Origin of the sequence: Staphylococcus sp. AtDRG32, from assembly GCF_004365845.1 — a bacterium.
In the GTDB taxonomy this organism is placed as follows: Bacteria; Bacillota; Bacilli; order Staphylococcales; family Staphylococcaceae; genus Staphylococcus; species Staphylococcus hominis.
Map to the genome: position 1 here is coordinate 82348 of NZ_SODE01000006.1, position 22195 is coordinate 104542.

At 29.4% G+C, this 22195-nt stretch carries 24 protein-coding genes and 1 rRNA gene; 18 read left to right on the plus strand and 7 right to left on the minus strand.

What is annotated here, in order from left to right:
* Positions 1-630 (plus strand): response regulator transcription factor VraR, encoded by a 630-nt coding sequence (gene vraR / locus BDW25_RS08825; RefSeq protein ID WP_002450048.1) that lies wholly within the window; start codon positions 1-3, stop codon positions 628-630.
* Between the two features lie 79 nt (positions 631-709).
* Here the strand turns inward: vraR and BDW25_RS08830 are convergent, their stop codons facing one another.
* The 3 genes from BDW25_RS08830 to BDW25_RS08840 all read right to left on the minus strand — a co-directional run bounded on the left by BDW25_RS08830 (position 710) and on the right by BDW25_RS08840 (position 2761).
* Entirely contained in the window at positions 710-1918 is a 1209-nt protein-coding gene (locus tag BDW25_RS08830; RefSeq protein ID WP_065581068.1) for a YihY/virulence factor BrkB family protein, read from the minus strand.
* Positions 1919-2009: 91 nt separating this feature from the next.
* Positions 2010-2291 carry a hypothetical protein gene (locus BDW25_RS08835; protein WP_002450075.1) on the minus strand — a complete coding sequence of 94 codons (282 nt, stop codon included), beginning with the start codon at positions 2289-2291 and terminating at the stop codon, positions 2010-2012.
* 5 nt (positions 2292-2296) lie between these two features.
* The gene (locus tag BDW25_RS08840; RefSeq protein ID WP_049335620.1) at positions 2297-2761 is read right to left on the minus strand and encodes a low molecular weight protein-tyrosine-phosphatase; all 465 of its coding nucleotides are present in this window, start codon (positions 2759-2761) and stop codon (positions 2297-2299) included.
* Positions 2762-2902: 141 nt separating this feature from the next.
* On the opposite strand from BDW25_RS08840, the gene BDW25_RS08845 reads away from it, so the two are divergent.
* The 3 genes from BDW25_RS08845 to BDW25_RS08855 are packed head-to-tail and all read left to right on the plus strand — an operon-like array spanning position 2903 to position 4934.
* Entirely contained in the window at positions 2903-3109 is a 207-nt protein-coding gene (locus BDW25_RS08845) for a DUF1128 domain-containing protein (protein ID WP_002450082.1), read from the plus strand.
* Positions 3110-3120: 11 nt separating this feature from the next.
* On the plus strand, positions 3121-4368 hold the full coding sequence (locus tag BDW25_RS08850; protein WP_002450076.1) for an aminopeptidase: 1248 nt from the start codon (positions 3121-3123) through the stop codon (positions 4366-4368).
* A 32-nt stretch (positions 4369-4400) separates the two neighbouring features.
* Complete coding sequence (locus BDW25_RS08855; RefSeq protein WP_002450051.1) at positions 4401-4934, plus strand: acyl-CoA thioesterase; 534 nt, start codon at positions 4401-4403, stop codon at positions 4932-4934.
* Positions 4935-5239: 305 nt separating this feature from the next.
* Here BDW25_RS08855 and yfkAB read toward each other — a convergent pair whose 3' ends face one another.
* Positions 5240-6385, minus strand: coding sequence for a radical SAM/CxCxxxxC motif protein YfkAB (gene yfkAB / locus BDW25_RS08860; RefSeq protein WP_002450052.1), 1146 nt, complete (start codon positions 6383-6385; stop codon positions 5240-5242).
* A 143-nt stretch (positions 6386-6528) separates the two neighbouring features.
* Between yfkAB and BDW25_RS08865 the strand changes: the two genes are divergently transcribed.
* The 7 genes from BDW25_RS08865 to BDW25_RS08895 all read left to right on the plus strand — a co-directional run bounded on the left by BDW25_RS08865 (position 6529) and on the right by BDW25_RS08895 (position 12167).
* Positions 6529-6690, plus strand: coding sequence for an SE1561 family protein (locus BDW25_RS08865; RefSeq protein WP_133945440.1), 162 nt, complete (start codon positions 6529-6531; stop codon positions 6688-6690).
* Between the two features lie 109 nt (positions 6691-6799).
* Entirely contained in the window at positions 6800-7318 is a 519-nt protein-coding gene (locus BDW25_RS08870) for a type 1 glutamine amidotransferase domain-containing protein (protein ID WP_002450071.1), read from the plus strand.
* Positions 7319-7769: 451 nt separating this feature from the next.
* The gene (gene sgtB / locus BDW25_RS08875; protein WP_002450042.1) at positions 7770-8582 is read left to right on the plus strand and encodes a monofunctional peptidoglycan glycosyltransferase SgtB; all 813 of its coding nucleotides are present in this window, start codon (positions 7770-7772) and stop codon (positions 8580-8582) included.
* Between the two features lie 168 nt (positions 8583-8750).
* Positions 8751-9554, plus strand: a complete 804-nt coding sequence (gene recX, locus BDW25_RS08880; RefSeq protein WP_002488055.1) for a recombination regulator RecX — start codon at positions 8751-8753, stop codon at positions 9552-9554.
* Positions 9547-9861: a YfhH family protein gene (locus BDW25_RS08885; protein ID WP_002455132.1), complete on the plus strand. Its 315-nt coding sequence runs from the start codon at positions 9547-9549 to the stop codon at positions 9859-9861. The genes recX and BDW25_RS08885 overlap by 8 nt, the downstream gene beginning before the upstream one ends.
* 15 nt (positions 9862-9876) lie before the next feature.
* Positions 9877-11394 carry an ATP-binding cassette domain-containing protein gene (locus BDW25_RS08890; protein ID WP_002488056.1) on the plus strand — a complete coding sequence of 506 codons (1518 nt, stop codon included), beginning with the start codon at positions 9877-9879 and terminating at the stop codon, positions 11392-11394.
* Positions 11373-12167: a teichoic acid transporter gene (locus BDW25_RS08895; protein ID WP_227967806.1), complete on the plus strand. Its 795-nt coding sequence runs from the start codon at positions 11373-11375 to the stop codon at positions 12165-12167. The genes BDW25_RS08890 and BDW25_RS08895 overlap by 22 nt, the downstream gene beginning before the upstream one ends.
* Positions 12168-12283: 116 nt before the next feature.
* Here BDW25_RS08895 and BDW25_RS08900 read toward each other — a convergent pair whose 3' ends face one another.
* Positions 12284-13261: a metal-dependent hydrolase gene (locus BDW25_RS08900; protein ID WP_002450068.1), complete on the minus strand. Its 978-nt coding sequence runs from the start codon at positions 13259-13261 to the stop codon at positions 12284-12286.
* A 135-nt stretch (positions 13262-13396) separates the two neighbouring features.
* Here BDW25_RS08900 and mutY point away from each other — a divergent pair, with 135 nt between their 5' ends.
* From mutY to BDW25_RS08915, 3 genes are all read left to right on the plus strand, one after another.
* Complete coding sequence (gene mutY, locus BDW25_RS08905; protein ID WP_133945442.1) at positions 13397-14443, plus strand: A/G-specific adenine glycosylase; 1047 nt, start codon at positions 13397-13399, stop codon at positions 14441-14443.
* Positions 14444-14535: 92 nt separating this feature from the next.
* Positions 14536-15078: a nucleoside tri-diphosphate phosphatase gene (ntdP, locus tag BDW25_RS08910; protein ID WP_002450077.1), complete on the plus strand. Its 543-nt coding sequence runs from the start codon at positions 14536-14538 to the stop codon at positions 15076-15078.
* A 153-nt stretch (positions 15079-15231) separates the two neighbouring features.
* Positions 15232-16968, plus strand: coding sequence for an ABC transporter ATP-binding protein (locus tag BDW25_RS08915; protein WP_002488090.1), 1737 nt, complete (start codon positions 15232-15234; stop codon positions 16966-16968).
* A gap of 77 nt (positions 16969-17045) precedes the next feature.
* Here BDW25_RS08915 and BDW25_RS08920 read toward each other — a convergent pair whose 3' ends face one another.
* The gene (locus BDW25_RS08920; protein ID WP_002448314.1) at positions 17046-18140 is read right to left on the minus strand and encodes an FUSC family protein; all 1095 of its coding nucleotides are present in this window, start codon (positions 18138-18140) and stop codon (positions 17046-17048) included.
* 154 nt (positions 18141-18294) lie between these two features.
* The gene (locus BDW25_RS08925) at positions 18295-19584 is read right to left on the minus strand and encodes a glutamate-1-semialdehyde 2,1-aminomutase (RefSeq protein WP_002455138.1); all 1290 of its coding nucleotides are present in this window, start codon (positions 19582-19584) and stop codon (positions 18295-18297) included.
* A gap of 80 nt (positions 19585-19664) precedes the next feature.
* Here BDW25_RS08925 and BDW25_RS08930 point away from each other — a divergent pair, with 80 nt between their 5' ends.
* The 4 genes from BDW25_RS08930 to BDW25_RS08945 form a co-directional block, all read left to right on the plus strand.
* Complete coding sequence (locus BDW25_RS08930; RefSeq protein WP_002455139.1) at positions 19665-20120, plus strand: peroxiredoxin; 456 nt, start codon at positions 19665-19667, stop codon at positions 20118-20120.
* Positions 20121-20125: 5 nt separating this feature from the next.
* Positions 20126-21076 carry a phosphoglycerate dehydrogenase gene (locus BDW25_RS08935; RefSeq protein ID WP_064207091.1) on the plus strand — a complete coding sequence of 317 codons (951 nt, stop codon included), beginning with the start codon at positions 20126-20128 and terminating at the stop codon, positions 21074-21076.
* Positions 21077-21171: 95 nt separating this feature from the next.
* The gene (gene perR / locus BDW25_RS08940) at positions 21172-21621 is read left to right on the plus strand and encodes a peroxide-responsive transcriptional repressor PerR (RefSeq protein WP_017175209.1); all 450 of its coding nucleotides are present in this window, start codon (positions 21172-21174) and stop codon (positions 21619-21621) included.
* A gap of 504 nt (positions 21622-22125) precedes the next feature.
* Positions 22126-22195: ribosomal RNA gene (locus tag BDW25_RS08945) — 16S ribosomal RNA — on the plus strand; the annotation flags it as partial.

Genomic DNA, 22195 nt, shown 5'->3' on the forward strand with positions numbered 1-22195 from the left:
ATGACGATTAAAGTATTATTTGTAGATGATCATGAAATGGTTAGAATTGGTATTTCAAGTTATTTATCTACTCAATCTGATATTGAAGTAGTAGGGGAAGGATCATCAGGAAAAGAGGCAATTGAAAAAGCACATACGTTAAATCCTGATTTAATTTTAATGGATTTGTTAATGAATGATATGGACGGTGTAGAAGCGACGACACAAATAAAAAAAGATTTGCCTCACATCAAAGTAGTCATGTTAACAAGTTTTATAGAAGATAAAGAAGTATATAGGGCACTTGATGCAGGGGTTGATAGTTATATATTAAAAACGACAAGTGCAAGTGATATTGCAGAAGCAGTTAGAAAAACATATCGTGGAGAATCTGTATTTGAGCCAGAAGTTTTAGTAAAAATGAGAAATAGAATGAAGAAGAAAGCAGAATTATATGAAATGCTCACTGAACGTGAAATGGAAATATTGTTATTAATTGCTAAAGGCTATTCTAATCAAGAAATTGCCAGTGCTTCACATATTACAATTAAAACAGTAAAAACACATGTGAGTAATATTTTAAGTAAACTAGAGGTACAAGATAGAACACAAGCGGTTATTTATGCATTCCAACATAATTTAATTCAATAATAAAAAAGCTCCTTATAAAGAGGTCTAAAAATGACTATCTCATAAGGAGTTTTTTCGTTAGATATTTTCTTTTCTATAGCTATTTATTATTATCTTTATCAAATTTATCTTTAATTTTATCAGCAAAAGATTCTTGTTCACTATGTTTATCATTTGGTGTAGGATCCACATCATAATTTTTTTCATATTTAGATGATGCTGTAGAATCGTATTCATATTTTGTATTTTCATTGTAGTGATTTTCATTATTATCATCATGTTTTAAGGCAGCTTCTTCAGGTGTAGAACCTTTAATAACATGTCTTTGGTGGATAACTGCATTAATTTCAGCACCAATAATAATAATAAAACATGTAATATAAATCCATAGTAATAAAATGATGATTCCAGCAAGACTACCATATGTTTTAGAATAGTTGCCAAAGTTAGATAAATACCAACCAAATGCAAATGATCCTAATAACCATACAATAGAAGTAAAGATTGCGCCAGGATATACAGATTTAAACTTAGTTTTAACGTTAGGTGCTACTGAATATAATGTTAAGAATAAAATAATAATAACAATAAGTGGTAACAATATACGCACTAAATCAAATATCCAAGCGACTTGTTGATCTAAACCTAACGGACCAAATAGATGATCTTTAATAAAATTACCAAATGTAGGTAATGTTAGAGCTATAGCTAATACAATAGCCATAACAATTGTAAACAAAATGCTTAATAATTTAAGAACAATAGGATTACGAGCATCTTCAACATCATAAGCAACATTGAATGAATTCATAATTGCTGTCATACCATTTGATGCTGACCAAATAGCTAAAATCAAACCAACTGATAATAAGCTACCACTAGAGTTACTTGTAATATCTTTAAAAATTTTAGTAACAACGTCAGCAGTCTCGGCAGGAGCATTTTGACTAACTAAGTCTTTAATTTGCTGAGGATCAATTTGGAATAATGGTAATAAAGTTAATAAAAAGATTAACATTGGGAATAAAGCCAATACAAAGTGATACGTCATTTGAGCCGCTAAACCTGAAGCATCATCTTTACCAATACGATAAATAAGATAAGATAAAAAATTAGAATTTTTAGTGTATTTTGCAGGTTTATTCAATCTAGAAACGAAAAAAACTTGTTTATCTTTTTTAGGCTTCTTTGATTGAAATTCCTGAGGTTCTACGTATGTACGATCAACCTTTATTTTCTCTTTATTTTCTGTCTCTTTTTCCTTAATAGAGTTAAGGTACTTAGAGTTTGATTGATTTTTTTTTGACATAGACGTCTCCTTAAAAATTAATTCTAAAATAAAGGCAAAACTACCTAAGTAAAAAGGAATTTTGCCTTTATTTTCTGTCAATTATATTTGATTAGCTAAGACGATTGTTTTTACGATTTACAAATGTATCTTTAGCATCTTTAATTGATTTTTCTAATTCTGGATTATTACGACGAATTTCTTCGATCGTATCTTTCCAATACAATACTTCATTTTTAATTGAAGTAATTTTAGAAGGTTTACGAGAACGATTACCTTCTTTAATGTCTTTGAATGATTGTACTAATGCATTGCGTGTTGATTTATCTGCTAAAGTAGCAGCTCCACCAACGATAGCACCAATAATAATACCTGGAACAAATTTGTTTTCCATTTTAGTTACCCCTCTTTCAAATTAGCATCTTTAACGATGAAATCTATTAAATTGTCACAAGATGATTGTACCATGTCATATACACCTTCAAAATTATTTGTGTAATAAGGATCAGGCACATCAGTCTCTTCCATGTTACTAAATTCTAGCAATTTGAACAATTGACCTTTAAGATTGGGATTAATTGATTTAATATTATCCACATTACTTTGGTCCATAGCGATAATATAATCAAAATCATCATCAGGTTCAAATAATTCACTAACAATACCATCAAAAGGTATATGGTGTTGTTTCAGAATTTTTTGAGTACCTTGATGAGGAGGTTCACCTAAATTCCAACGTCCAGTACCCCTAGAATGTACAATAACATCAGAAATACCGCGTTCTTTTAATCGTTGACGCATGATTGCTTCAGCCATTGTAGAACGACAAATATTTCCAAGACATACAAAAGCTACATCTACCATCTTGTACTCCTCCAAACATTAATATATAAACTATTTTATAGTTATTTTTAACATTTATAAAGTCATAATTTTACTAATTTCTATAAAAGTTTAATAAATTTTTATACTTTGATAAAATATGATAATAAAGAGGTGAAACAAATGGCACAGAATAATGAACAAATGATTAAAAATATTCGAAAAAAATTAAATATTGTAAATCAATCTTTAATTAATCCAGAAAAATTTAAAGATACAGATACAAAGGATATTAAAGATATTCATGATTTTGTTATGTCTAAAGATTCATTTTCACCAAGTGAAATTACAGCAATTGCTGATGAATTAGGTAATTTACGTCACGAGTAAGGAGAATTTAAATGGCCAATCAAGATTATCAAGACAAATTAAAACAATATGCAGAATTATTAGTAAAAGTAGGTATGAACGTTCAACAAAATCAGCCTGTATTTATCAGAACATCTGTAGAAACTATAGATTTAACGCGCTTAATTGTCGAAGTAGCCTATCAAGAAGGCGCTTCAGATGTAAGAGTGGTATATACAGATCCTATTTTAGAACGCTTAAAATATGAAAATGAAGCTGTTGATTATTTTGAAAATCATGCTGTTAAAGCTTATGATGTTGAAGAGCGTATGGATTATGCTCGTAGAGGAGCAGCGAATTTAGCACTTATTTCCGGTGATCCAGATTTATTAAATGGCATTGATGCAGAAAAATTAAAAGCGTCTCAGTTTAATTATGGACAAGCATTCAAAGGGTATATGGAAGGTAGCCAAAAAAATGCATTTCCATGGGTAGTAGCTGCATTTCCATCTAAAGCATGGGCAAAACGTGTATATCCTAATTTGCCTGAAGAAGAAGCATACAGTCAATTTATCGATGAAGTATTCGAAATTGTACGTGTGGATGGAAATGACCCAATAACAAATTGGGAGCAACATGTGAAATCTCTAAGTGTACATGCAAATAAACTTCAAGAAAAAAATTATAAGGCATTACATTATATGTCTGAAGGCACTGATTTAACAGTAGGACTACCAAAAGGACATATTTGGGAAGATGCAACAAGCTATGTAAATGGAAATCAACAACCATTTATTGCTAACATCCCAACGGAAGAAGTATTTACTGCACCAGATAGAAATCATGTAGATGGCTATGTAACTAATAAATTACCATTAAGTTATAATGGTAATATTATTGATGGATTCACTTTAACATTTAAAAATGGTGAAATTATCGATGTTAAAGCAGAAAAAGGTGAAGAAGTTTTAAAAGATTTAATTAGCACAGATGAAGGCTCTAAGCGATTAGGAGAAGTTGCTCTAGTTCCAGATGATTCGCCAATTTCAAATCGTAATACTATCTTTTATAATACTTTATTTGATGAAAATGCATCTTGTCATCTTGCTATTGGTTCAGCTTACGGGTTTAATATTAAAGGTGGCACAGAAATGTCTACTGAAGAAAAAATAGCAAGTGGGTTAAATGATTCTAATGTTCATGTGGATTTTATGATTGGAAGTTCAGATCTAACGATATATGGTATTTTACAAGACGGCTCTAAAGAATTAGTTTTCGAAAATGGGAATTGGGCACAATGACTCATTTAAATTAGGAATAGGAGAAATAAAGTATGTCAAATTCTCAAGTTAATAAAAAATCTATGTCTGAATCAAAAAGTATTAAAACACGACAAGTATTTCCTCAAGATACTAACCATCACCATACAATGTTTGGTGGATCATTGATGGCTAATATTGATGAAATAGCTGCAATTACAGCTATGAAACATGCGAATGCACAAGTGGTTACTGCTTCTACCGACTCAGTGGATTTTTTAAGGCCTATAAAAACAGGGGATATTACGTCTTATGAAGCAATGGTAAGTTATGCAGGATCAAGTTCAATGGAAATTTGTGTGCAAATTATTATTGAAGATGTGCTAAATAAGGAAAGGCATTTAGCAGCATTGAGCTTTTTAACATTTGTTGCCCTAGATGAAAATGGAAAACCAACACGTATTCCTAAGGTGTACCCTGAAACAAAAATAGAAAAGTGGTTCTATGAAGGGGCACCAAAACGTGTTCAACGAAGAAAAGAACGACGCGAAGACAGTAAAAGAACGATTGAATTTTTATCTGAAGTACAGCACATAGAAAATATTTAGGATTTATAATAAATGCCAATACATATGATATAAATTATATGTATTGGCATTAAATGATACGAAAGAGCCTTAGAGTCTTGTTTTTTTAAAAAAATATTTCAATGTAAAATTACATATAAATACAAAGTATTTTGGCGAGACTCTTGAGACAATAGGATAAGCTGAAGACTACAGGCTGAAGCTATCCCCTAAGAAAGCGAGCCAACAATACGCAATATTATAAAGAAAGAAGCCAGTAAATGAATTTATAATAAACTCATTTACTGGCTATTTTGCTAGGAATTATGTCCCAGTTTCTTTTAATTTTATTGAAAACTATGTTCAGTGTGCATTGCGATTTCATTTTCTCTAAAGTTTGTATTTGGATAATACATATTTTTAACTAATACATTTGGTCCTAAACATTGGAAAGCTTCACAATGACAATTTAAAGATTTTGCTAAATCTGTTGATAACCAAGCATCAAATACATCTGTGAGCTTATCATTTTTAATATTAGAAATTGTTCCGTTTTCATCACCAAAATCTGTTACAATAACGTCCCCACTAAATACATTTACATTTAAGCGACTACGGCCATCTGGGTCATTTCGAACAGTAACATTTTTTTCATTTCTTAATCGTTCAAGTAAAACTTGGTCATTTTCATCGTTTATGCAAGGATAGATTGGGAGAGTACCAAATAACATCCAAGTATTTTTATCACGAATGTCTAATAAATGATGAATAGCTTGCTTCATGTCTTTTAATGATAATACATTGAGTTGACTTGCAAAATCTGCTGGATACATAGGATGAACTTCATGACGACTACACTTCATATCATTAACAATTTCTTTATGTATGTTTTCTAAATGTGGTAGGGTATTTTGATTTAACATTGTTTCTGCTGAAACAAACATCCCTTGGTCAGATAATGTACTAGCATTATCTAGCATTTGTTCATATAATTTTAACTTTGCTTTTAAAGGAGGTTGTTTTTTCATTGCGCCAAAGCCCACCTCTGCAAATTCTTGGATGGTACCCCAATTATGAGAAATGTGCATGACATCAATATATTCAGCAATTTCTAGATATCGATCTTGAGGTAACGTTAAATTAGAATTCATTTGCACATATATGCCTCTTTGATGCGCATATTTCAATAATGGTTTAACAACATTATTTATAGATTTCTTTGAAAACATAGGTTCTCCACCTGTAATCGACATAGTACGTAAATTGGGAATTTCATCTAAACGTTGATAAATAAGATTCATAGGTAATGGATCAGGATCTTTTGTTTGTAATGTATAACCAACTGCACAGTGACTACATCTCATATTACATAAATTTGTTGTGGTAAATTCTACATTACTCAAAGTGAGTTGATCGAATTGTTTAATATCATTATAAGCTTCCCACGGATCATTATAAATTGAGATTGCTTGTTTAATTTTTGATGTTGTCATTATAAAAACTCCTAAACTTTTAAAACATTCTTCTTTATAAAATTACAATAAATATTATTAGAATTATATCTCTTTTTGTCAAATTTTGTTAGGATAGTTATGAATAAAAGCTAAAAATATTATATATAAGGAGTTAAATTCCGATGGATGAAAAACAAACTATTGAACAAATTAAAACAAGATTGTCTAAATTTTTAGAAGATATTGACCACGTTAATCCTGATGAAGTAAGTGTAAAAGATATTGATGAATGGATTGGATTATTAGATCAATTAGAAGAAAAAGTTAAGTTAGTTTATAAGTAATTGTGGAGTATGAAAAAGTTTTTAACTAAATTTAATATTTATGTTTAAACCATCTTAAATTTGTCTATATATTAAATATAATAAAACGAAAGAAAAGGTGATTTTGGTTATGACTAAAAAAGTAGCAATTATTTTAGCTGATGAATTTGAAGATATAGAATTAACAAGTCCTAAAGAAGCATTAGAAGAAGCAGGATTTGAAACTGAAGTTATTGGAGATACTGCGAATGCTGAAGTTGTTGGGAAACATGGCGAAAAAGTTACAGTAAATGTAAGTATTGCTGATGCTAAACCAGAAAATTATGATGCATTATTAATTCCTGGTGGTTTCTCTCCAGATAATTTACGTGGAGATGCAGAAGGACGTTATGGAACATTTGCAAAATACTTTACTAAAAATGATGTTCCAACATTTGCTATTTGTCACGGACCTCAAGTTCTAATTGATACTGATGATTTAAATGGTCGCACTTTAACTGCAGTATTAAATGTTCGTAAAGATTTATCAAATGCAGGTGCCAATGTTGTTGATGAATCAGTAGTAGTTGATAATAATATTGTAACAAGTCGTGTACCTGATGATTTAGATGATTTCAATAGAGAAATCGTTAAAAAATTAAATGATTAATTTAAAATAACTTTTTGAAAGTTATATTTGAGCCTGAGACATATATAATTGTCTCAGGCATTTTTAATGTGTTGATAGTCGATGATTGAATTACAATATAACTGTATTTTGGATAGACTCCAATGAAACTGAGAATGTATCATTACAAGTCGTGTCAATTCATAAGCATCTGATTGATTTGTTTTTCTTGTTTTCTAGAAATGGAGAAAATATGTTTTAAATGTTACTTTTAAGCATGTATATATTGATGAACTTAATATCGTTTTTTAAATCCTCTTATCCAAATTTAAATAATTCCTCTCTATCTTCTTTAAAGTAACTTGGAAATTTCAGCGATATAAAAATCAATGATACACCTTGAGACTGATTTTTGATTGTATATATAGATAAAAATAACACTTACTGTTAAACTCTCAATTATAGAGTGACCTTTAAGTAAAGGAGCAAACCCATGAAAAGAAGACAAAGAGATAACTATCCAAAAGAGAAAACAACTTATGATCAAAATGAGCCTCATTATAATACCTATTATCAACCTGTGGGTTCACCACCGAAAAAGAAGAAAAGTAAACGGCTCTTTCTAAGAATGCTTATTATATTTATTATTATATTTGCTTTGTTTACTGGATTAATGTATTTTTTATCATCTAGAGCGAATGTCGATGATTTACAAACGATTGAAAATAAGAGTAATTTTGTATCATCAGACAATATGCCGAATTATGTTAAGGGCGCATTTATATCTATGGAAGATGAACGTTTTTCTAAACATCATGGATTCGATATAAAAGGGACAACACGTGCATTATTTTCAACGATTGGTGAACATGATGTACAAGGTGGGAGCACCATTACTCAACAAACTGTAAAAAATTATTATTACAATAATGAACGTTCATTTACACGTAAACTAAAAGAATTATTTGTCGCGCATAAAGTTGAACAGCAATATAGTAAAAATCAGATATTAAGTTTTTATTTGAATAATATTTACTATGGTAATAATCAATATGATATTGAAAGTGCAGCAAATTATTATTTTGGTGCAACTACAAATCAAAATAATAGTTATTATCCGATTATTACTGTATTACAAAGTGCAATGCTAGCAAGTAAAGTTAATGCCCCAAGTGTATATGATATTAATAACGTATCAAATAATTTCAAGAATCGAATTAAAGTGAATTTAGAAAAAATGCGACAACAGAATTATATTTCTGACAGTCAATATCAAGAAGCCTTATCGCAACTTAATAATTATTAATATAGTAATATAACAATTTAATTGAATATAAACTAAGAGTGAGAATGAGAATAAATAAACTTCCATTTCGCTCTTTTTTAATATCAAATACTATATATATTAGATTTTCTGTTATAAAATAAATATATTATTAAAATACAATTTTTAATTAGTATGAGGAGAATAATGATGCCGAAAATTACTAAAATAGAAGTTCAAAAAAATAATAAAGAACGATTTAATCTCTTTCTTGATGAAGCATTTGAAATGGGAATTGATATAGATACACTCGTTAAATTCAATTTGAAAAAGAACCAAATGATAGATGCTGCAGAAATGGAAAAAATTCAAAAATACGAACACTATCGTCTAGGGATTAATATGGCAATACAATATTTATCATATAAAAAACGAACTGAAAAAGAAGTTAGTGATTATTTGAAAAAGAATGATATTAATGAAATGACAGTACAAAAAGTGATTGAATATTGTTATAAAGAGCAATATATTAATCATGAAGATTACGCTGAAAGTTTAAAAAATACAATGATCAACACAACAGATAAAGGACCTGAAGTATTTAAACAAAAACTATACCAAGTTGGAGTAGAACCTAATATTATAGATAGATATGTTAAACGATATGAAGAAGAGCAACCTATAGAATCTATCATTCATGTTGCTAAAAAAATAATGAAAACTAAAAAAGGTCCTGTTGTGAAAGTAAAGCAAAAAGTAATGCATAGCTTAATCCAAAAAGGATATACAATAGAAACTGCACAAAATGTACTTAATGAGTTAGACTTTGCTCAAGACGAAGAAGTGCTAGATGACTTATTACAAAAGGATTTAGAAAAAGTTTATAATAAACAACGTCGTAAACATGACGGTAATACATTAAAAATGAAAACAATAGAAGCACTTATGAGAAAAGGATATAATTATGATAAAATAAAAATTAAATTAGCAGAAAGTGGTATTTTAGATGAGTGACAAAAGATTAAGTGAAATGTCTGAACAGGAATTGAGACATGAAATACAATTATGTAAAGAAAAAATGCGTAAAGCTGAAATGAATGGCATAATGAATGAATATGATGTTTATGAAAGTAAAGTCATTGTAGCTGAGAGTTATTTAGTCGATCGTTCTAAAATTAACATTGGCAGAATGTATAAATTAAATGATGGTAGTGAACAATACTTTAAAGTTGAACGTTTAAAAGGGGTTTTTGCTTGGGGTTATAGAATAAATAGTACGAATCCTGAAGAGGGTTTACCCATTGCATTATTAAAAATTTAGAAGGATGTAACACAAATGGGAAGTTCAATCGTTTTAAAATTATTAAATGTTACACAATACTATAGAAACCAAAAGAATAGAAAGTGGTATCTGCCGTTTGGATATGGCGCGGAAGACATAGAATTAAATAAAATATCTTTACACATTTATCAAGGAGAAGCCCTTGCACTTATAGGAGAACCTGGTTCATCCAAAACATTGATTGGAAGAATTATGGCCCAAGATATTGCACCTGATAGAGGGAAAGTTGTACAATCAGCAAGTATTTATTATGGAGATATAAAAAACAAACATTTATTAAATATGTCTGTTAAAAGTTATATTGAAGAAACACAATGCTTATTTAATTACAAGACGTCTTCACATATTGTCGATCAAATTATTAAATATGCGCATTTAGATGATAAATCTTCGATTCAAGTGAATAAACTTAGTCACTCTGAGTATGCACAATTGATTTTAAGTGTTGCAAGAGTTTGTAAAACAGAAATTATTATTTTAAGTCATATTCTCGAATATCTTGATGAAGCTTTTTTAAATAAGGCAAAACAACTTTCAAAAGACTATGTGTCTAATGACTTATCAATTATATTTGTAGACGATGATATTTCTAAAATATCTCAAGTGAGTAACTATGTTACATGGATTTCTCACGGACAAGTGCGTATGGAAGGGTATTTAAATGACGTTTTACCGGTATTTAATGATCATGAAAGAGATAGATTAAGTATCGAAGATGAAGAAACACTTAAGAATTTTGATTTAGATTGGAAGAAAAGTAGAAGTAGATTGCCGGAAATGAGTTATAACTTTAAAAGAGTCGAACGATACAAACATGTTAAAGTTCCGGATTTTATAGTTAAATTTTGGACGCTTTTAGTTTCAACGTTAATCGTCTTAGTGTTACTTGGCACACTAGTAGTGAATAATATAGGAAAAATTGAAATTCCTATCAACGAATCTCAGAAGAAAGTTCAAAATCAAGACACGGATCCTTTTGAAAATAAACTTTCTTATGGAATTATTCTACATGATGAAGTGACATTATCTAATCATCAAGATATTGAAATGCCAAAATATTCTTTTGTGACGATTACTGGAGAAAGTGCTTCAAAATATCGCTTAATTGTCGATGATGATACATATGAAGTAGGTAAGAACAAAATTTATTATTTTAATCCTGCTGCATTATATGAAACACATAAATTTAGTACTTTAGCGCCTTATATGAAGTCAAACTACAGTAAGTATGTTGATTATTTTAATACTCAATTACATAAACCACATAAGCAAGTGAAAAAGACGCTTGTTCCTGAAAAAGATCAACGATTTGTGGTGCCTATTACACAACAACCTATTAAAATGTTATTTAATGATGAGGATAAGTTAACTGGTTTTGTATTTCCTATAGTAGATAAATCAAAATTAGAGCGTAAATTTAATATTAAAGGTAATGTATGGATTTCAAAATTAAGTAATGGATATTTAATTGCAGATATGAAAAATAGTAAATGGATTTATATCGAATTGTAGGTGTAAACATGATAGATACGTTAATATTATATTTTAAACATTTTCCATCTCTTTTACATTTAGCTAAAGCAAAAGTAAAAGAGACTTGGAAATATGATGTGATTTTATTTTTAATACAATTAATTATCATTAGTATCATAATTGGAGTGATGTATTTATTTAATACCGAAGAAATTGAAAAGGCCCAATGGATATATCGAATGATTGCGTTCTATACTTTTGTAACCATTGCTTATATTATATATAAATCATTCAAATTATATAATTATGATTATCTTATTGCTAAATCATTTCAACTCACACCTATTATTACGCCCATCCTTAATGCACTGATAGGGGCTATAATCATCTGTGTTTTATCATTGATTACGTCAATCTTTAAGCCAGTAAACCTTGAAACATCGGTGATATCTTTTGTTTATTTCATACTAATGTCGATTATATTTATTGTTTTTATATCAATAACATTAGGTTTATTGACTTTAATAAGTAAAAAAGTATTTAAATTTTATGTGATAGCAATAATGATGTTATTCTTTTTAGTACCTATCATTTTTATACCTAATAATAAGGCAAATATGATTGATCAAATATTAAAAATTAATCCATTATATTATTTGATTGACGGATTATCAACTTCAATTGTTTTTGGATCTGTAAATATGTACAATATTGTGTATCATATTTATTTTATTGCTTTTTTAGTATTAATTGGAGTTATCAATTTTATTTTAACTCGACTTGTTGCCCACAAGAAATATGAATATATTTAATATATGAGTGAATCGCTATAAATAACATATATTTTAATGATGTTATAATAATAACCCCTAAATGACTGTCAATAAGTCATCTAGGGGTTGTTTAAATTATAGTTAAAGTTAATAGATTAATGAGAGTACAATTTTTTTTGAAGTTTTTCTTCTGTAAATACCCATCCGATATAGGAATGGTCAATTTTTTGATCTTGAGTAAGATGTGCAATTGCTGCAAAAGAATAATGTCCTTTATTTAGATAACGTAAATCTATCAATCGTATCTCAGTTGTTTGATCATCAAGTTTACGTATTTGCCAACGATAGATAGAAGAGAATTTTAGAAACGTTCTTATTTCAGGATTACTTTTTATTTGCCATAAAAGTGTATCGGGTGAAAATTGTTGACGTTTTACTTTATCGCTAAACGTTATATTACGACCATAAGCTCTACCTACATAATCATAGTTTTCAGTTTGAATCGCTACACGCCATTTCATAAATTTCATAGTAGGTGCAACAAAAATTTTCACAGGATGATGTTCATCATGAATGTGTTTCAACGCTTGAGATTTGATTATTGATTGCATTTTAAATCTAACGATATAATAAATAATTAAAACGCCAATAATTGGAAAGAACACTAGATATGGATGAACGCCTAATAACCATAGCGTGATTCCTATACATAATATTAAAAAAATAATTGGATCGAATGTATTGATTACACCGAGTTGTATCCACTTATTTGATATAGGTCTAAGTGCTTGTGTACCATATGAATTAAAGATATCTACAAAAACATGTAAAAAGACCGCTAACTGAGCCCACATCCATATATGAGTCACATCTACATGTGGAAAGATAACATATATTATAAAAGCAAGTAATATTGGCCATAAAATCGTAAAGGGTATGGAATGCGTAATACCACGATGATGTGAAATATAAGTTGCATTATTTTTTAATTTTAAAACCGTATCGCCATCAGGTATTAAAGAACCCGCAATTAAAGTTGTTGCAGTAGCTGTCATAGAATGTGACATTGCTGGGTCTTGTGTAGCTAAAGCAGTTAGTCCAATGCCGATAGCAATATGAGTGGCTGTATCCATAAAAGTTCACTCTTTTCATCTTGATTTAATATATATTATAATCTAAAAATTAGAATAACAAAATTAAGATACTTATCAAATATTAGAAAGTATTATAACTTATACATTTTTTTATGTAAGAGAAAGGATAATTTAATGTTAAATGAAACGACATTTAAAAATAATATTGTGACATGGTTTGAGAAAAATCAACGAGAAATGCCTTGGAGGGAAACGACTAATCCATATTATATATGGCTAAGTGAAGTTATGCTTCAACAAACACAAGTTAAAACGGTCATTGATTATTACAATAAATTTATTCATCGATTTCCTACAATTGAAGCGTTAAGTGAAGCAAAAGAAGATGAAGTATTAAAGTATTGGGAAGGTCTTGGATATTATAGCCGTGCCCGCAATTTTCATACAGCAATTAAAGAAGTACACCATAATTATAATGCGGAAGTACCATCATCCCCTAAAGTTTTTGGTGAATTAAAAGGAGTAGGACCATATACTCAAGCAGCTGTAATGAGTATTGCTTTTAATCGCCCTTTAGCTACTGTAGATGGAAATGTCTTTAGAGTATGGACTCGACTTAATAATGACCATCGTGATATCAAATTACAATCTACTAGAAAATCATTTGAAAAAGAGCTTGAACCTTTTGTACAAGAAGAAGCGGGTACATTTAATCAATCAATGATGGAATTAGGTGCAACAATATGTACACCTAAGAATCCGTTATGCCTATTTTGTCCAGTACAGGAAAATTGTGAAGCGTTTCGAAAAGGAACTACGTTAGATTTACCTATCAAAACTAAAAAACCAGCTAAGAAAATAATTAATCAGGAGGTTTTTTTAGTCAGAAATCAGAAAGGTCAATATCTGATTGAAAAACGTCAAGAAAAGCTACTTAATGGTATGTGGCAATTTCCAATGTTTGAAAGTCCGAATGGGATTCAAAAACTAGAAAATAAGTTAAACCATTCATTAACTTTATCTGAGAACATAATATTTCAATTAAAGCATCAGTTTACACATAAAACTTGGAATTTAAATGTTTATAGTGTGATTGAAGATATAAATATTGACTCAGCACAATTACCAGACTTTATGGAATGGTTTGATTTAGAAAATCGAGATGATTATTCTTTCCCAGTATCAATGAGTAAAATTTATGAGTTTATTGTTGGTAAATAGAAAAATATAATATCTCTCTATATCTCTTTAAAGAAGTTTAAAAAAATATGGTATAATTCGAATTGTAAAAACTTTAAAAGGTGGTGTGGAGTATGGTCAAAGAATCCATACCTAAAGAAGGCGAAAATATAAAAATCCAAAGCTATAAACATGATGGAAATATTCATAGAGTATGGTCTGAAACAACGATTTTAAAAGGAACAGATCACGTCATCATTGGTGGAAATGATCATACCTTAGTAACTGAAAGTGATGGACGTACATGGATTACTAGAGAGCCTGCAATCGTGTACTTTCATGCTGAGTATTGGTTTAATGTAATTTGCATGTTTAGAGAAGATGGTATTTACTATTATTGTAATTTATCTTCGCCTTTTGTATGTGATGAAGAAGCTTTAAAATATATTGATTATGATTTAGATATTAAAGTTTATCCAAATGGTAAATATCATTTGTTAGATGAGGATGAATATGAACAACATATGAAACAAATGAATTATCCTCATGAAATAGACGTAATACTAAGAAGAAATGTAGACATTTTACAACAATGGATAGAACAAAAAAAAGGTCCTTTTGCTCCTGACTTTATAAAAGTATGGAAACAAAGATATAAAAAAATTCGTAATTACTAAGCATAATTGAGGCAAATAGTAATTAATTAGTTTATAGTACTTGAGTAATAAATAAGAGGTTGAAACTACTTGCCTATTCTTAAATAAATGAGTTTATGAATAGAGGGTTCAACCTCTATTAATTTTTGATAATAAAATTAAGGAGGAGTCAGTGTGATTCGACGATATTTAGAATTTGTCAAACCATATAAATATCGTATTTTCGCAACGATTATTATTGGGATTATAAAATTTGGTATTCCAATGTTAATCCCATTATTAATTAAATATGCGATTGATGGTGTAATTAATAATGGTACATTAACCACCAATGAAAAATTCCATCATCTTGCTATAGCGATAGGTATTACTCTATTTATATTTTTAATTGTGCGCCCGCCAATTGAATACCTTCGACAATATTTAGCACAATGGACGAGTAATAAAATTTTATATGATATTCGTAAGCAATTGTATGACCATTTACAAGCCTTAAGTGCCCGATTTTATGCAAATAATCAAGTGGGACAAGTTATATCGAGAGTAATTAATGACGTAGAACAAACGAAAGACTTTATTTTAACTGGGTTAATGAATATTTGGTTAGACTGTGTAACGATTATTATTGCGCTTTCTATTATGTTCTTCTTAGATATTAAATTAACACTTGCAGCAATTATTATTTTTCCTTTTTATGTCTTTACAGTATATTTTTTCTTTGGACGTTTAAGAAAATTAACACGTAAACGTTCACAAGCATTAGCGGAAGTACAAGGATTTTTACATGAACGTGTTCAAGGTATGTCTGTAATAAAAAGCTTTGCAATTGAAGATAATGAAGCGAAAAACTTTGATAAAAAAAATAAAAACTTTTTAAGTAGAGCGTTTCAACATACTTCATGGAATGCCTATTCATTTGCAGCTATTAATACAGTCACAGATTTAGGTCCTATCATTGTTATTGGAGTAGGGTCATATTTAGCAATTACTGGTTCAATTACAGTAGGTACCTTAGCAGCTTTTGTAGGATATTTAGAACAATTATTCGGACCATTAAGACGTTTAGTTTCTTCATTCACAACTTTAACGCAAAGTTTCGCCTCTATGGATCGTATTTTTCAATTAATAGATGAAGACTATGACATTAAAAATAAAAAAGGTGCACAACCTATTGAAATAAAAGAAGGACATATTGAATTAAAAAATGTAAGCTTTAAATATAATGAAGATGAATCTTTAGTTTTAAAAAATATAAATTTAAATATAAATAAAGGTGAAACAGTAGCATTCGTTGGTATGAGCGGGGGAGGTAAATCTACGCTTATTAATCTTATTCCACGTTTCTATGATGTAAGTGAAGGTGAAATTTTGATCGATAGTCGTAATATTAAAGATTATTTAACAGGAAGCTTGAGAAATCAAATTGGACTTGTTCAACAAGACAATATTTTATTTTCTGATACAGTAAGAGAGAATATTTTATTAGGACGTCCTGATGCTACTGAAGAAGAAATAATCGAAGCAGCTAAAATGGCAAATGCGCACGACTTTATCATGAATTTACCGAATGGCTATGATACTGAAGTTGGAGAACGTGGCGTAAAATTATCTGGTGGTCAAAAGCAACGTTTATCTATTGCGCGTATTTTCTTAAATAATCCACCTATATTAATTTTAGATGAAGCGACAAGCGCACTTGATTTAGAAAGTGAAGCAATTATTCAAGATGCATTAGATGTTTTAAGTAAAGATAGAACTACACTTATTGTAGCTCATAGATTATCAACAATCACACATGCAGATAAAATTATTGTTATGCAGCATGGTCAAATCGTTGAAACTGGTACACATAAAGAACTGATTGCTAAAAAAGGTGAATACGAACATCTATATAGCATTCAAGATTTATAACTAAATAATGACTACTAAAAAAGACAAACTTAACTTTGATAGTTAAGTTTGTCTTTTTTAGTATTGATATTTAATTTTTATAAATCAAAATCTTCATCTTGAATTTCAATATCTGTGTCATTACGATGATACGTAAAGAAACTTAATCTTAGTCTATCTAAATGCTCTAAATGATATCGATATTCTTCAATAGCTGCGATAATTTGCATGATATTCGAATATGAATATTCTACTTGATATGGATTTTGAATTAATTGATATTGAAAAGCATCCATAAGATTTTTCTTTTGAGGATTTAAAATCTGATTATCAAAATCATCTACATTATAACGCGCCTTTTTTGATAAACTTTTTAAAATTTGTTCGTGATACGCTGTTAACGAATCTAACTCTAATTTAATTTGAAATAATAAATGATGATTTGTATTATGCAAATCATTTTGATATCTAGCCATACGGTTTAATACTTCGTAAGCTTGTCGAGTTGTTCCAACGACCTCTTTAAATAATATCTTTTTACGATTTTGTTGGAAAGCAGCTTTTCTTGTAAACGTACGTTCTTCGTGATAATAATCATAGATTTGTTCTAATTTTATAATGCGAGATTCTAACTGTTCACCATCTTCTTTTATCTGATGATATTCAGAAGTATCATTAATCACAAGTTTAAACCATATAAATATGTCGGAAGAAATATTAACCGCATTATGATAAATTTTAGTTTCGAATTTTGGAGGTAAGAATACTAGGTTTACAAGTGAAGCACTTAAAACTCCAATCATTACTAAAATAAATCTAAATGTAGCTACAAGATAAAACGATCCTGTATGTTGCCCCATAATGATTAACGCAGTGACACCTGCTAATGTTGCTACATGCGCCAAGTTTAATTTGTATAAAATGGCGATTAATAAAATGACTGTGATACCCATAATCACAATGTTTTTACCAAAAATGGTTACCATAATCACTGCTAATATAGCACCGATTAAATTACCTGTAGCTTGTTCAGATATCGTTTTCATTGAACGATATATATTAGGTTGCATTGCAAAAATAGCACTTATTCCTGCTACAGATTTCAAACCAACATTATCAGGTAAAAAAGAAGCGATAAAAAGGGCGAGAATGATAGCAATTCCAGTTTTAAGTATACGTGCGCCTAATTTCAAATACAACGCTCCTTTAAATAACAAGTTTATAGTTTAATGTATTTTTAAATTAGTATACACTCAACAAATAAAACTATACAAGTATACGCATATATAAAAACCCAAGAATGTATATTTACGATATGACATTCTTAGGTTCGTTAAATTTTAAATATTATTTCATTTGACTGAAGGCATAGTCAGCCGCTTCTAATGTTTGATCAATATCTTCTTCAGTGTGTTCCGTAGTTAAGAACCATGCTTCAAATTTAGAAGGTGCTAAATTAATACCTTGGTTAAGCATAAGTTTAAAGAATTTTGCAAATGCTTCACTATCAGAATTTTCTACTTGTTCGTAATGTGTTACTTTTTCATCTGTAAAATAGAGTGTTAGAGATCCATAAATACGATTAATTGTCGCAGTAATATGATGTTTTTCAATAAGTTTATTTAAACCATCTTCTAAACGTTTACCTAAAGCATCTAATTTTTCATATACACCATCTTGCTCTAAAACTTCAAGTAATGCAATACCTGCCCTCATTGAAAGTGGGTTACCTGCCATTGTTCCTGCTTGGTATGCTGGGCCTAATGGAGCGACATGTTCCATGATATCTTGACGGCCGCCGTAGCCACCGATTGGTAATCCACCACCAACAATTTTACCAAATGCTGTTAAATCTGGATAAACATTTAATAAATCTTGTGCAGCGCCATAATGGAAGCGGAAAGCAGTGATGACTTCATCGTAAATCACTAAAGCTCCATGCTCATGAGTGATGTTGTTAACTTCTTCTAAAAAGCCTGGTTGAGGTTTTACCATACCAAAATTACCTACAATAGGTTCTACTAATACAGCCGCTACTTCATCTCCCCAATGTGACATGGCTTCTTTATAAGATTCAATGTCATTGAAAGGTACAGTAATGACTTCTCTAGCGACACTTTCAGGTACACCAGCTGAATCCGGAGAACCTAATTGAGAAGGTCCGCTTCCTGCAGCAACTAATACTAAATCAGAATGGCCATGATAAGAACCCGCAAATTTAATGATTTTATTTCTTTTAGTATAAGCTCTAGCAACTCGAATTGTAGTCATTACTGCTTCTGTTCCAGAATTAACAAAACGAATTTTTTCTAATGAAGGAATAGCTGCTCGTAATTTTTTACTAAAATCAATTTCAAGTTCAGTAGGTGTACCATATAAAACCCCTTTAGCCGCTTGATCTTGGATAGCCTCAGTAATATGAGGATGAGCATGGCCAGTAATTATGGGACCATATGCTTGTAAATAATCAATGTACTTATTTCCATCGACATCGTAAAGATAAGCGCCATGACCTTCACGCATAACTACGGGAGCACCTCCGCCAACAGCTTTATAAGAGCGTGAAGGAGAATTAACTCCACCTAAAATATATTCATTTGATAACTTTTGGAGACGTTCACTTTCAGTGAAATTCATAGAGTATCAACCTTTCTTATTTAATAATATTCGTTACTATCGTAACATAATAATTATAATATGAAGAAATGAGTGATACGATGTTAAAAATAGGAGATCTTTTTCCAAAATTTGAATTAGAGAATCAAAATGGAGAATTAATTACTAATGAAAACATTATGGGAGAAAAAACAATATTATATTTCTACCCACGAGATAACACACCAACGTGTACAACAGAAGCATGTGACTTTAGAGATAATATACAATACTTTAATGATATGAAAGTTAAAGTTTATGGTATTAGCGGGGATTCTAGAAAAAAACACGAAAACTTTATTAAGAAGCATCATTTGAATTTTGATTTATTAGTTGATGATGAATTTAAGTTATCGAATGCAGTAGGAATATATCGTTTGAAGAAAAGTTTTGGAAAAGAAAATATGGGAATAGTGAGAACAACGTTTGTAATAGATGAAGCGGGATATATTACAAATATCATTGAAAAAGTAAAAGTTAAAACACAAATAGATGAATTAAAACAAATACTGGAGTGAGATAAATGAAAATCGTAAGCTTGAAACGTTTAGGTAATATAGAAAATGAATTAATAGAAAAGTATCCTGATATTTCATTTTCGTTTTATGATAAAGCAGATAATATTCCAGATAATGACAAAAAAGAACTCGAGGTATTGATAGGATATGACGGGGAGATTAATGAAAGATTTATAAAGTCTTGTCCGAATTTAAAGTGGATTGCATGGTATGCAACAGGCGTAAACAATCTACCATTAGAGTACATTAAGAATAAAGGAATAATTTTAACCAATACTAGAGGAATACAATCAAAGCAACTTTCAGAATATATACTAACTTTTATATTAAATGATCATAAAAAAATGGAAACATCATTTATTAATCAACAAAAGCATATTTATGATAGTACTTTGACAGGTAAACGTTTAAAGAATGAAACAATTTTATTTTTAGGTACTGGAGCTATTGCTCAAGATACTGTAAAGTTATTGACACCTTTCGAATTGAAAATAATAGGTGCAAGTAAAACAGGAAAACAAAAAGAAGGATTTAATCAAACATATGAGATAAATGAATTAGACAAGTTATTAGGAGAAGCGGATATAATAATTAATACGTTACCAGAAACCAAAGAAACATATCATTTATTAAACAAACATCATTTCCAATTAATGAAGGAAGATACTTTATTTATTAATGTAGGAAGAGGAACTATAGTAGAAGAACACGATTTAATTGAAATACTTAAAGAAAAATTAATACGTCATGCTTACTTGGATGTATTCGAAAATGAACCACTAGAATCAGAACATCCACTTTATGATTTAGATAACGTGACAATTACTGCACATATAACTGGTAATGATAAAGAAAATAAAAAGGAAGCAACGAAAATATTTGAAAGAAATCTAACTCGTTTTCTCAATAAAGAAGAAATAAGTGAGAACGTAGTAGACTTAAAAGATGGCTATTAATATAAAACTTATGGAATAATTGACAATGCCGTATGAAAGTAGTTATATTATTAATAAGATAATAATAATTATAAAGTAGAAAGATGGTGAAAATGATGAGTGCAGAAATAGAATCAATTGAACATGAGCTTGAACAAGCTATAATAGCATTAAGAAAGTCAGGCGTTCGTATCACGCCTCAAAGACAAGCTATTGTTAGATTTTTAATTAGCTCACATACACATCCTACAGCGGATGAAATTTATCAAGCACTTTCACCTGATTTTCCTAATATAAGTGTTGCGACAATTTACAATAATTTAAGAGTATTTAAGAAGATAGGTATTGTAAAAGAATTGACTTATGGAGATGCATCAAGTAGGTTCGACTTTAATACTCATAATCATTATCATGTTATTTGTGAACGATGCGGTAAAATAGTAGATTTCCACTATCCTCAATTGGATGAAATTGAACAATTAGCTCAACACGTTACAAACTTTGACGTAACACATCATCGAATGGAAATTTATGGATTGTGTGAAGAATGTAAAAACAAAGAATAAAGTTAGGCAATGACTTTAATGTCATTGCTTTTTTTGTTTATAATTAATTAAAGAATTTAAAAGATAAATATTAAATAAAAAAATACTCATTAAAGATAATGAATACATTTGATGTGAAATATTAAACGATTTTATATTATAAAATCCATTGACGTTCAATAATAATCTTGCTATTATATAAAAGTCGTCAAAAACAAAAGATATTGTTTGAAAACGCAAAGTAAATTAGTTTAAAACAATGTTAAAAAAGTGTAATTTTGACCATTGATTATAAAAACAATTTATTATAAGATAATATTTGTTGAAATATTAATTAACTTCAAGAAAAGAAAAATTAAAAAAGTTCTTGACAAGAATAATTAGTATTTGATATAATAAATAAATGTAATTGTTAAAAATGAACATTGAAAACTGAATGACAATATGTCAACGTTAATTCCAATAAAGTAACTTAATTGTTACAAACACTATTTAGTATTATGAGCTAATCAAACATCATAAATTTTTATGGAGAGTTTGATCCTGGCTCAGGATGAACGCTGGCGGCGTGCCTAATACATGCAAGTCGAGCGAA

Excerpts from the sequence above, each read along its gene's own strand:
- vraR (WP_002450048.1), top strand. The coding sequence starts at position 1 with ATGACGATTAAAGTATTATTTGTAGATGATCATGAAATGGTTAGAATT.
- BDW25_RS08830 (WP_065581068.1), bottom strand. The coding sequence starts at position 1,918 with ATGTCAAAAAAAAATCAATCAAACTCTAAGTACCTTAACTCTATTAAG.
- BDW25_RS08835 (WP_002450075.1), bottom strand. The coding sequence starts at position 2,291 with ATGGAAAACAAATTTGTTCCAGGTATTATTATTGGTGCTATCGTTGGT.
- BDW25_RS08840 (WP_049335620.1), bottom strand. The coding sequence starts at position 2,761 with ATGGTAGATGTAGCTTTTGTATGTCTTGGAAATATTTGTCGTTCTACA.
- BDW25_RS08845 (WP_002450082.1), top strand. The coding sequence starts at position 2,903 with ATGGCACAGAATAATGAACAAATGATTAAAAATATTCGAAAAAAATTA.
- BDW25_RS08850 (WP_002450076.1), top strand. The coding sequence starts at position 3,121 with ATGGCCAATCAAGATTATCAAGACAAATTAAAACAATATGCAGAATTA.
- BDW25_RS08855 (WP_002450051.1), top strand. The coding sequence starts at position 4,401 with ATGTCAAATTCTCAAGTTAATAAAAAATCTATGTCTGAATCAAAAAGT.
- yfkAB (WP_002450052.1), bottom strand. The coding sequence starts at position 6,385 with ATGACAACATCAAAAATTAAACAAGCAATCTCAATTTATAATGATCCG.
- BDW25_RS08865 (WP_133945440.1), top strand. The coding sequence starts at position 6,529 with ATGGATGAAAAACAAACTATTGAACAAATTAAAACAAGATTGTCTAAA.
- BDW25_RS08870 (WP_002450071.1), top strand. The coding sequence starts at position 6,800 with ATGACTAAAAAAGTAGCAATTATTTTAGCTGATGAATTTGAAGATATA.
- sgtB (WP_002450042.1), top strand. The coding sequence starts at position 7,770 with ATGAAAAGAAGACAAAGAGATAACTATCCAAAAGAGAAAACAACTTAT.
- recX (WP_002488055.1), top strand. The coding sequence starts at position 8,751 with ATGCCGAAAATTACTAAAATAGAAGTTCAAAAAAATAATAAAGAACGA.
- BDW25_RS08885 (WP_002455132.1), top strand. The coding sequence starts at position 9,547 with ATGAGTGACAAAAGATTAAGTGAAATGTCTGAACAGGAATTGAGACAT.
- BDW25_RS08890 (WP_002488056.1), top strand. The coding sequence starts at position 9,877 with ATGGGAAGTTCAATCGTTTTAAAATTATTAAATGTTACACAATACTAT.
- BDW25_RS08895 (WP_227967806.1), top strand. The coding sequence starts at position 11,373 with ATGGATTTATATCGAATTGTAGGTGTAAACATGATAGATACGTTAATA.
- BDW25_RS08900 (WP_002450068.1), bottom strand. The coding sequence starts at position 13,261 with ATGGATACAGCCACTCATATTGCTATCGGCATTGGACTAACTGCTTTA.
- mutY (WP_133945442.1), top strand. The coding sequence starts at position 13,397 with ATGTTAAATGAAACGACATTTAAAAATAATATTGTGACATGGTTTGAG.
- ntdP (WP_002450077.1), top strand. The coding sequence starts at position 14,536 with ATGGTCAAAGAATCCATACCTAAAGAAGGCGAAAATATAAAAATCCAA.
- BDW25_RS08925 (WP_002455138.1), bottom strand. The coding sequence starts at position 19,584 with ATGAATTTCACTGAAAGTGAACGTCTCCAAAAGTTATCAAATGAATAT.
- BDW25_RS08930 (WP_002455139.1), top strand. The coding sequence starts at position 19,665 with ATGTTAAAAATAGGAGATCTTTTTCCAAAATTTGAATTAGAGAATCAA.
- BDW25_RS08935 (WP_064207091.1), top strand. The coding sequence starts at position 20,126 with ATGAAAATCGTAAGCTTGAAACGTTTAGGTAATATAGAAAATGAATTA.
- perR (WP_017175209.1), top strand. The coding sequence starts at position 21,172 with ATGAGTGCAGAAATAGAATCAATTGAACATGAGCTTGAACAAGCTATA.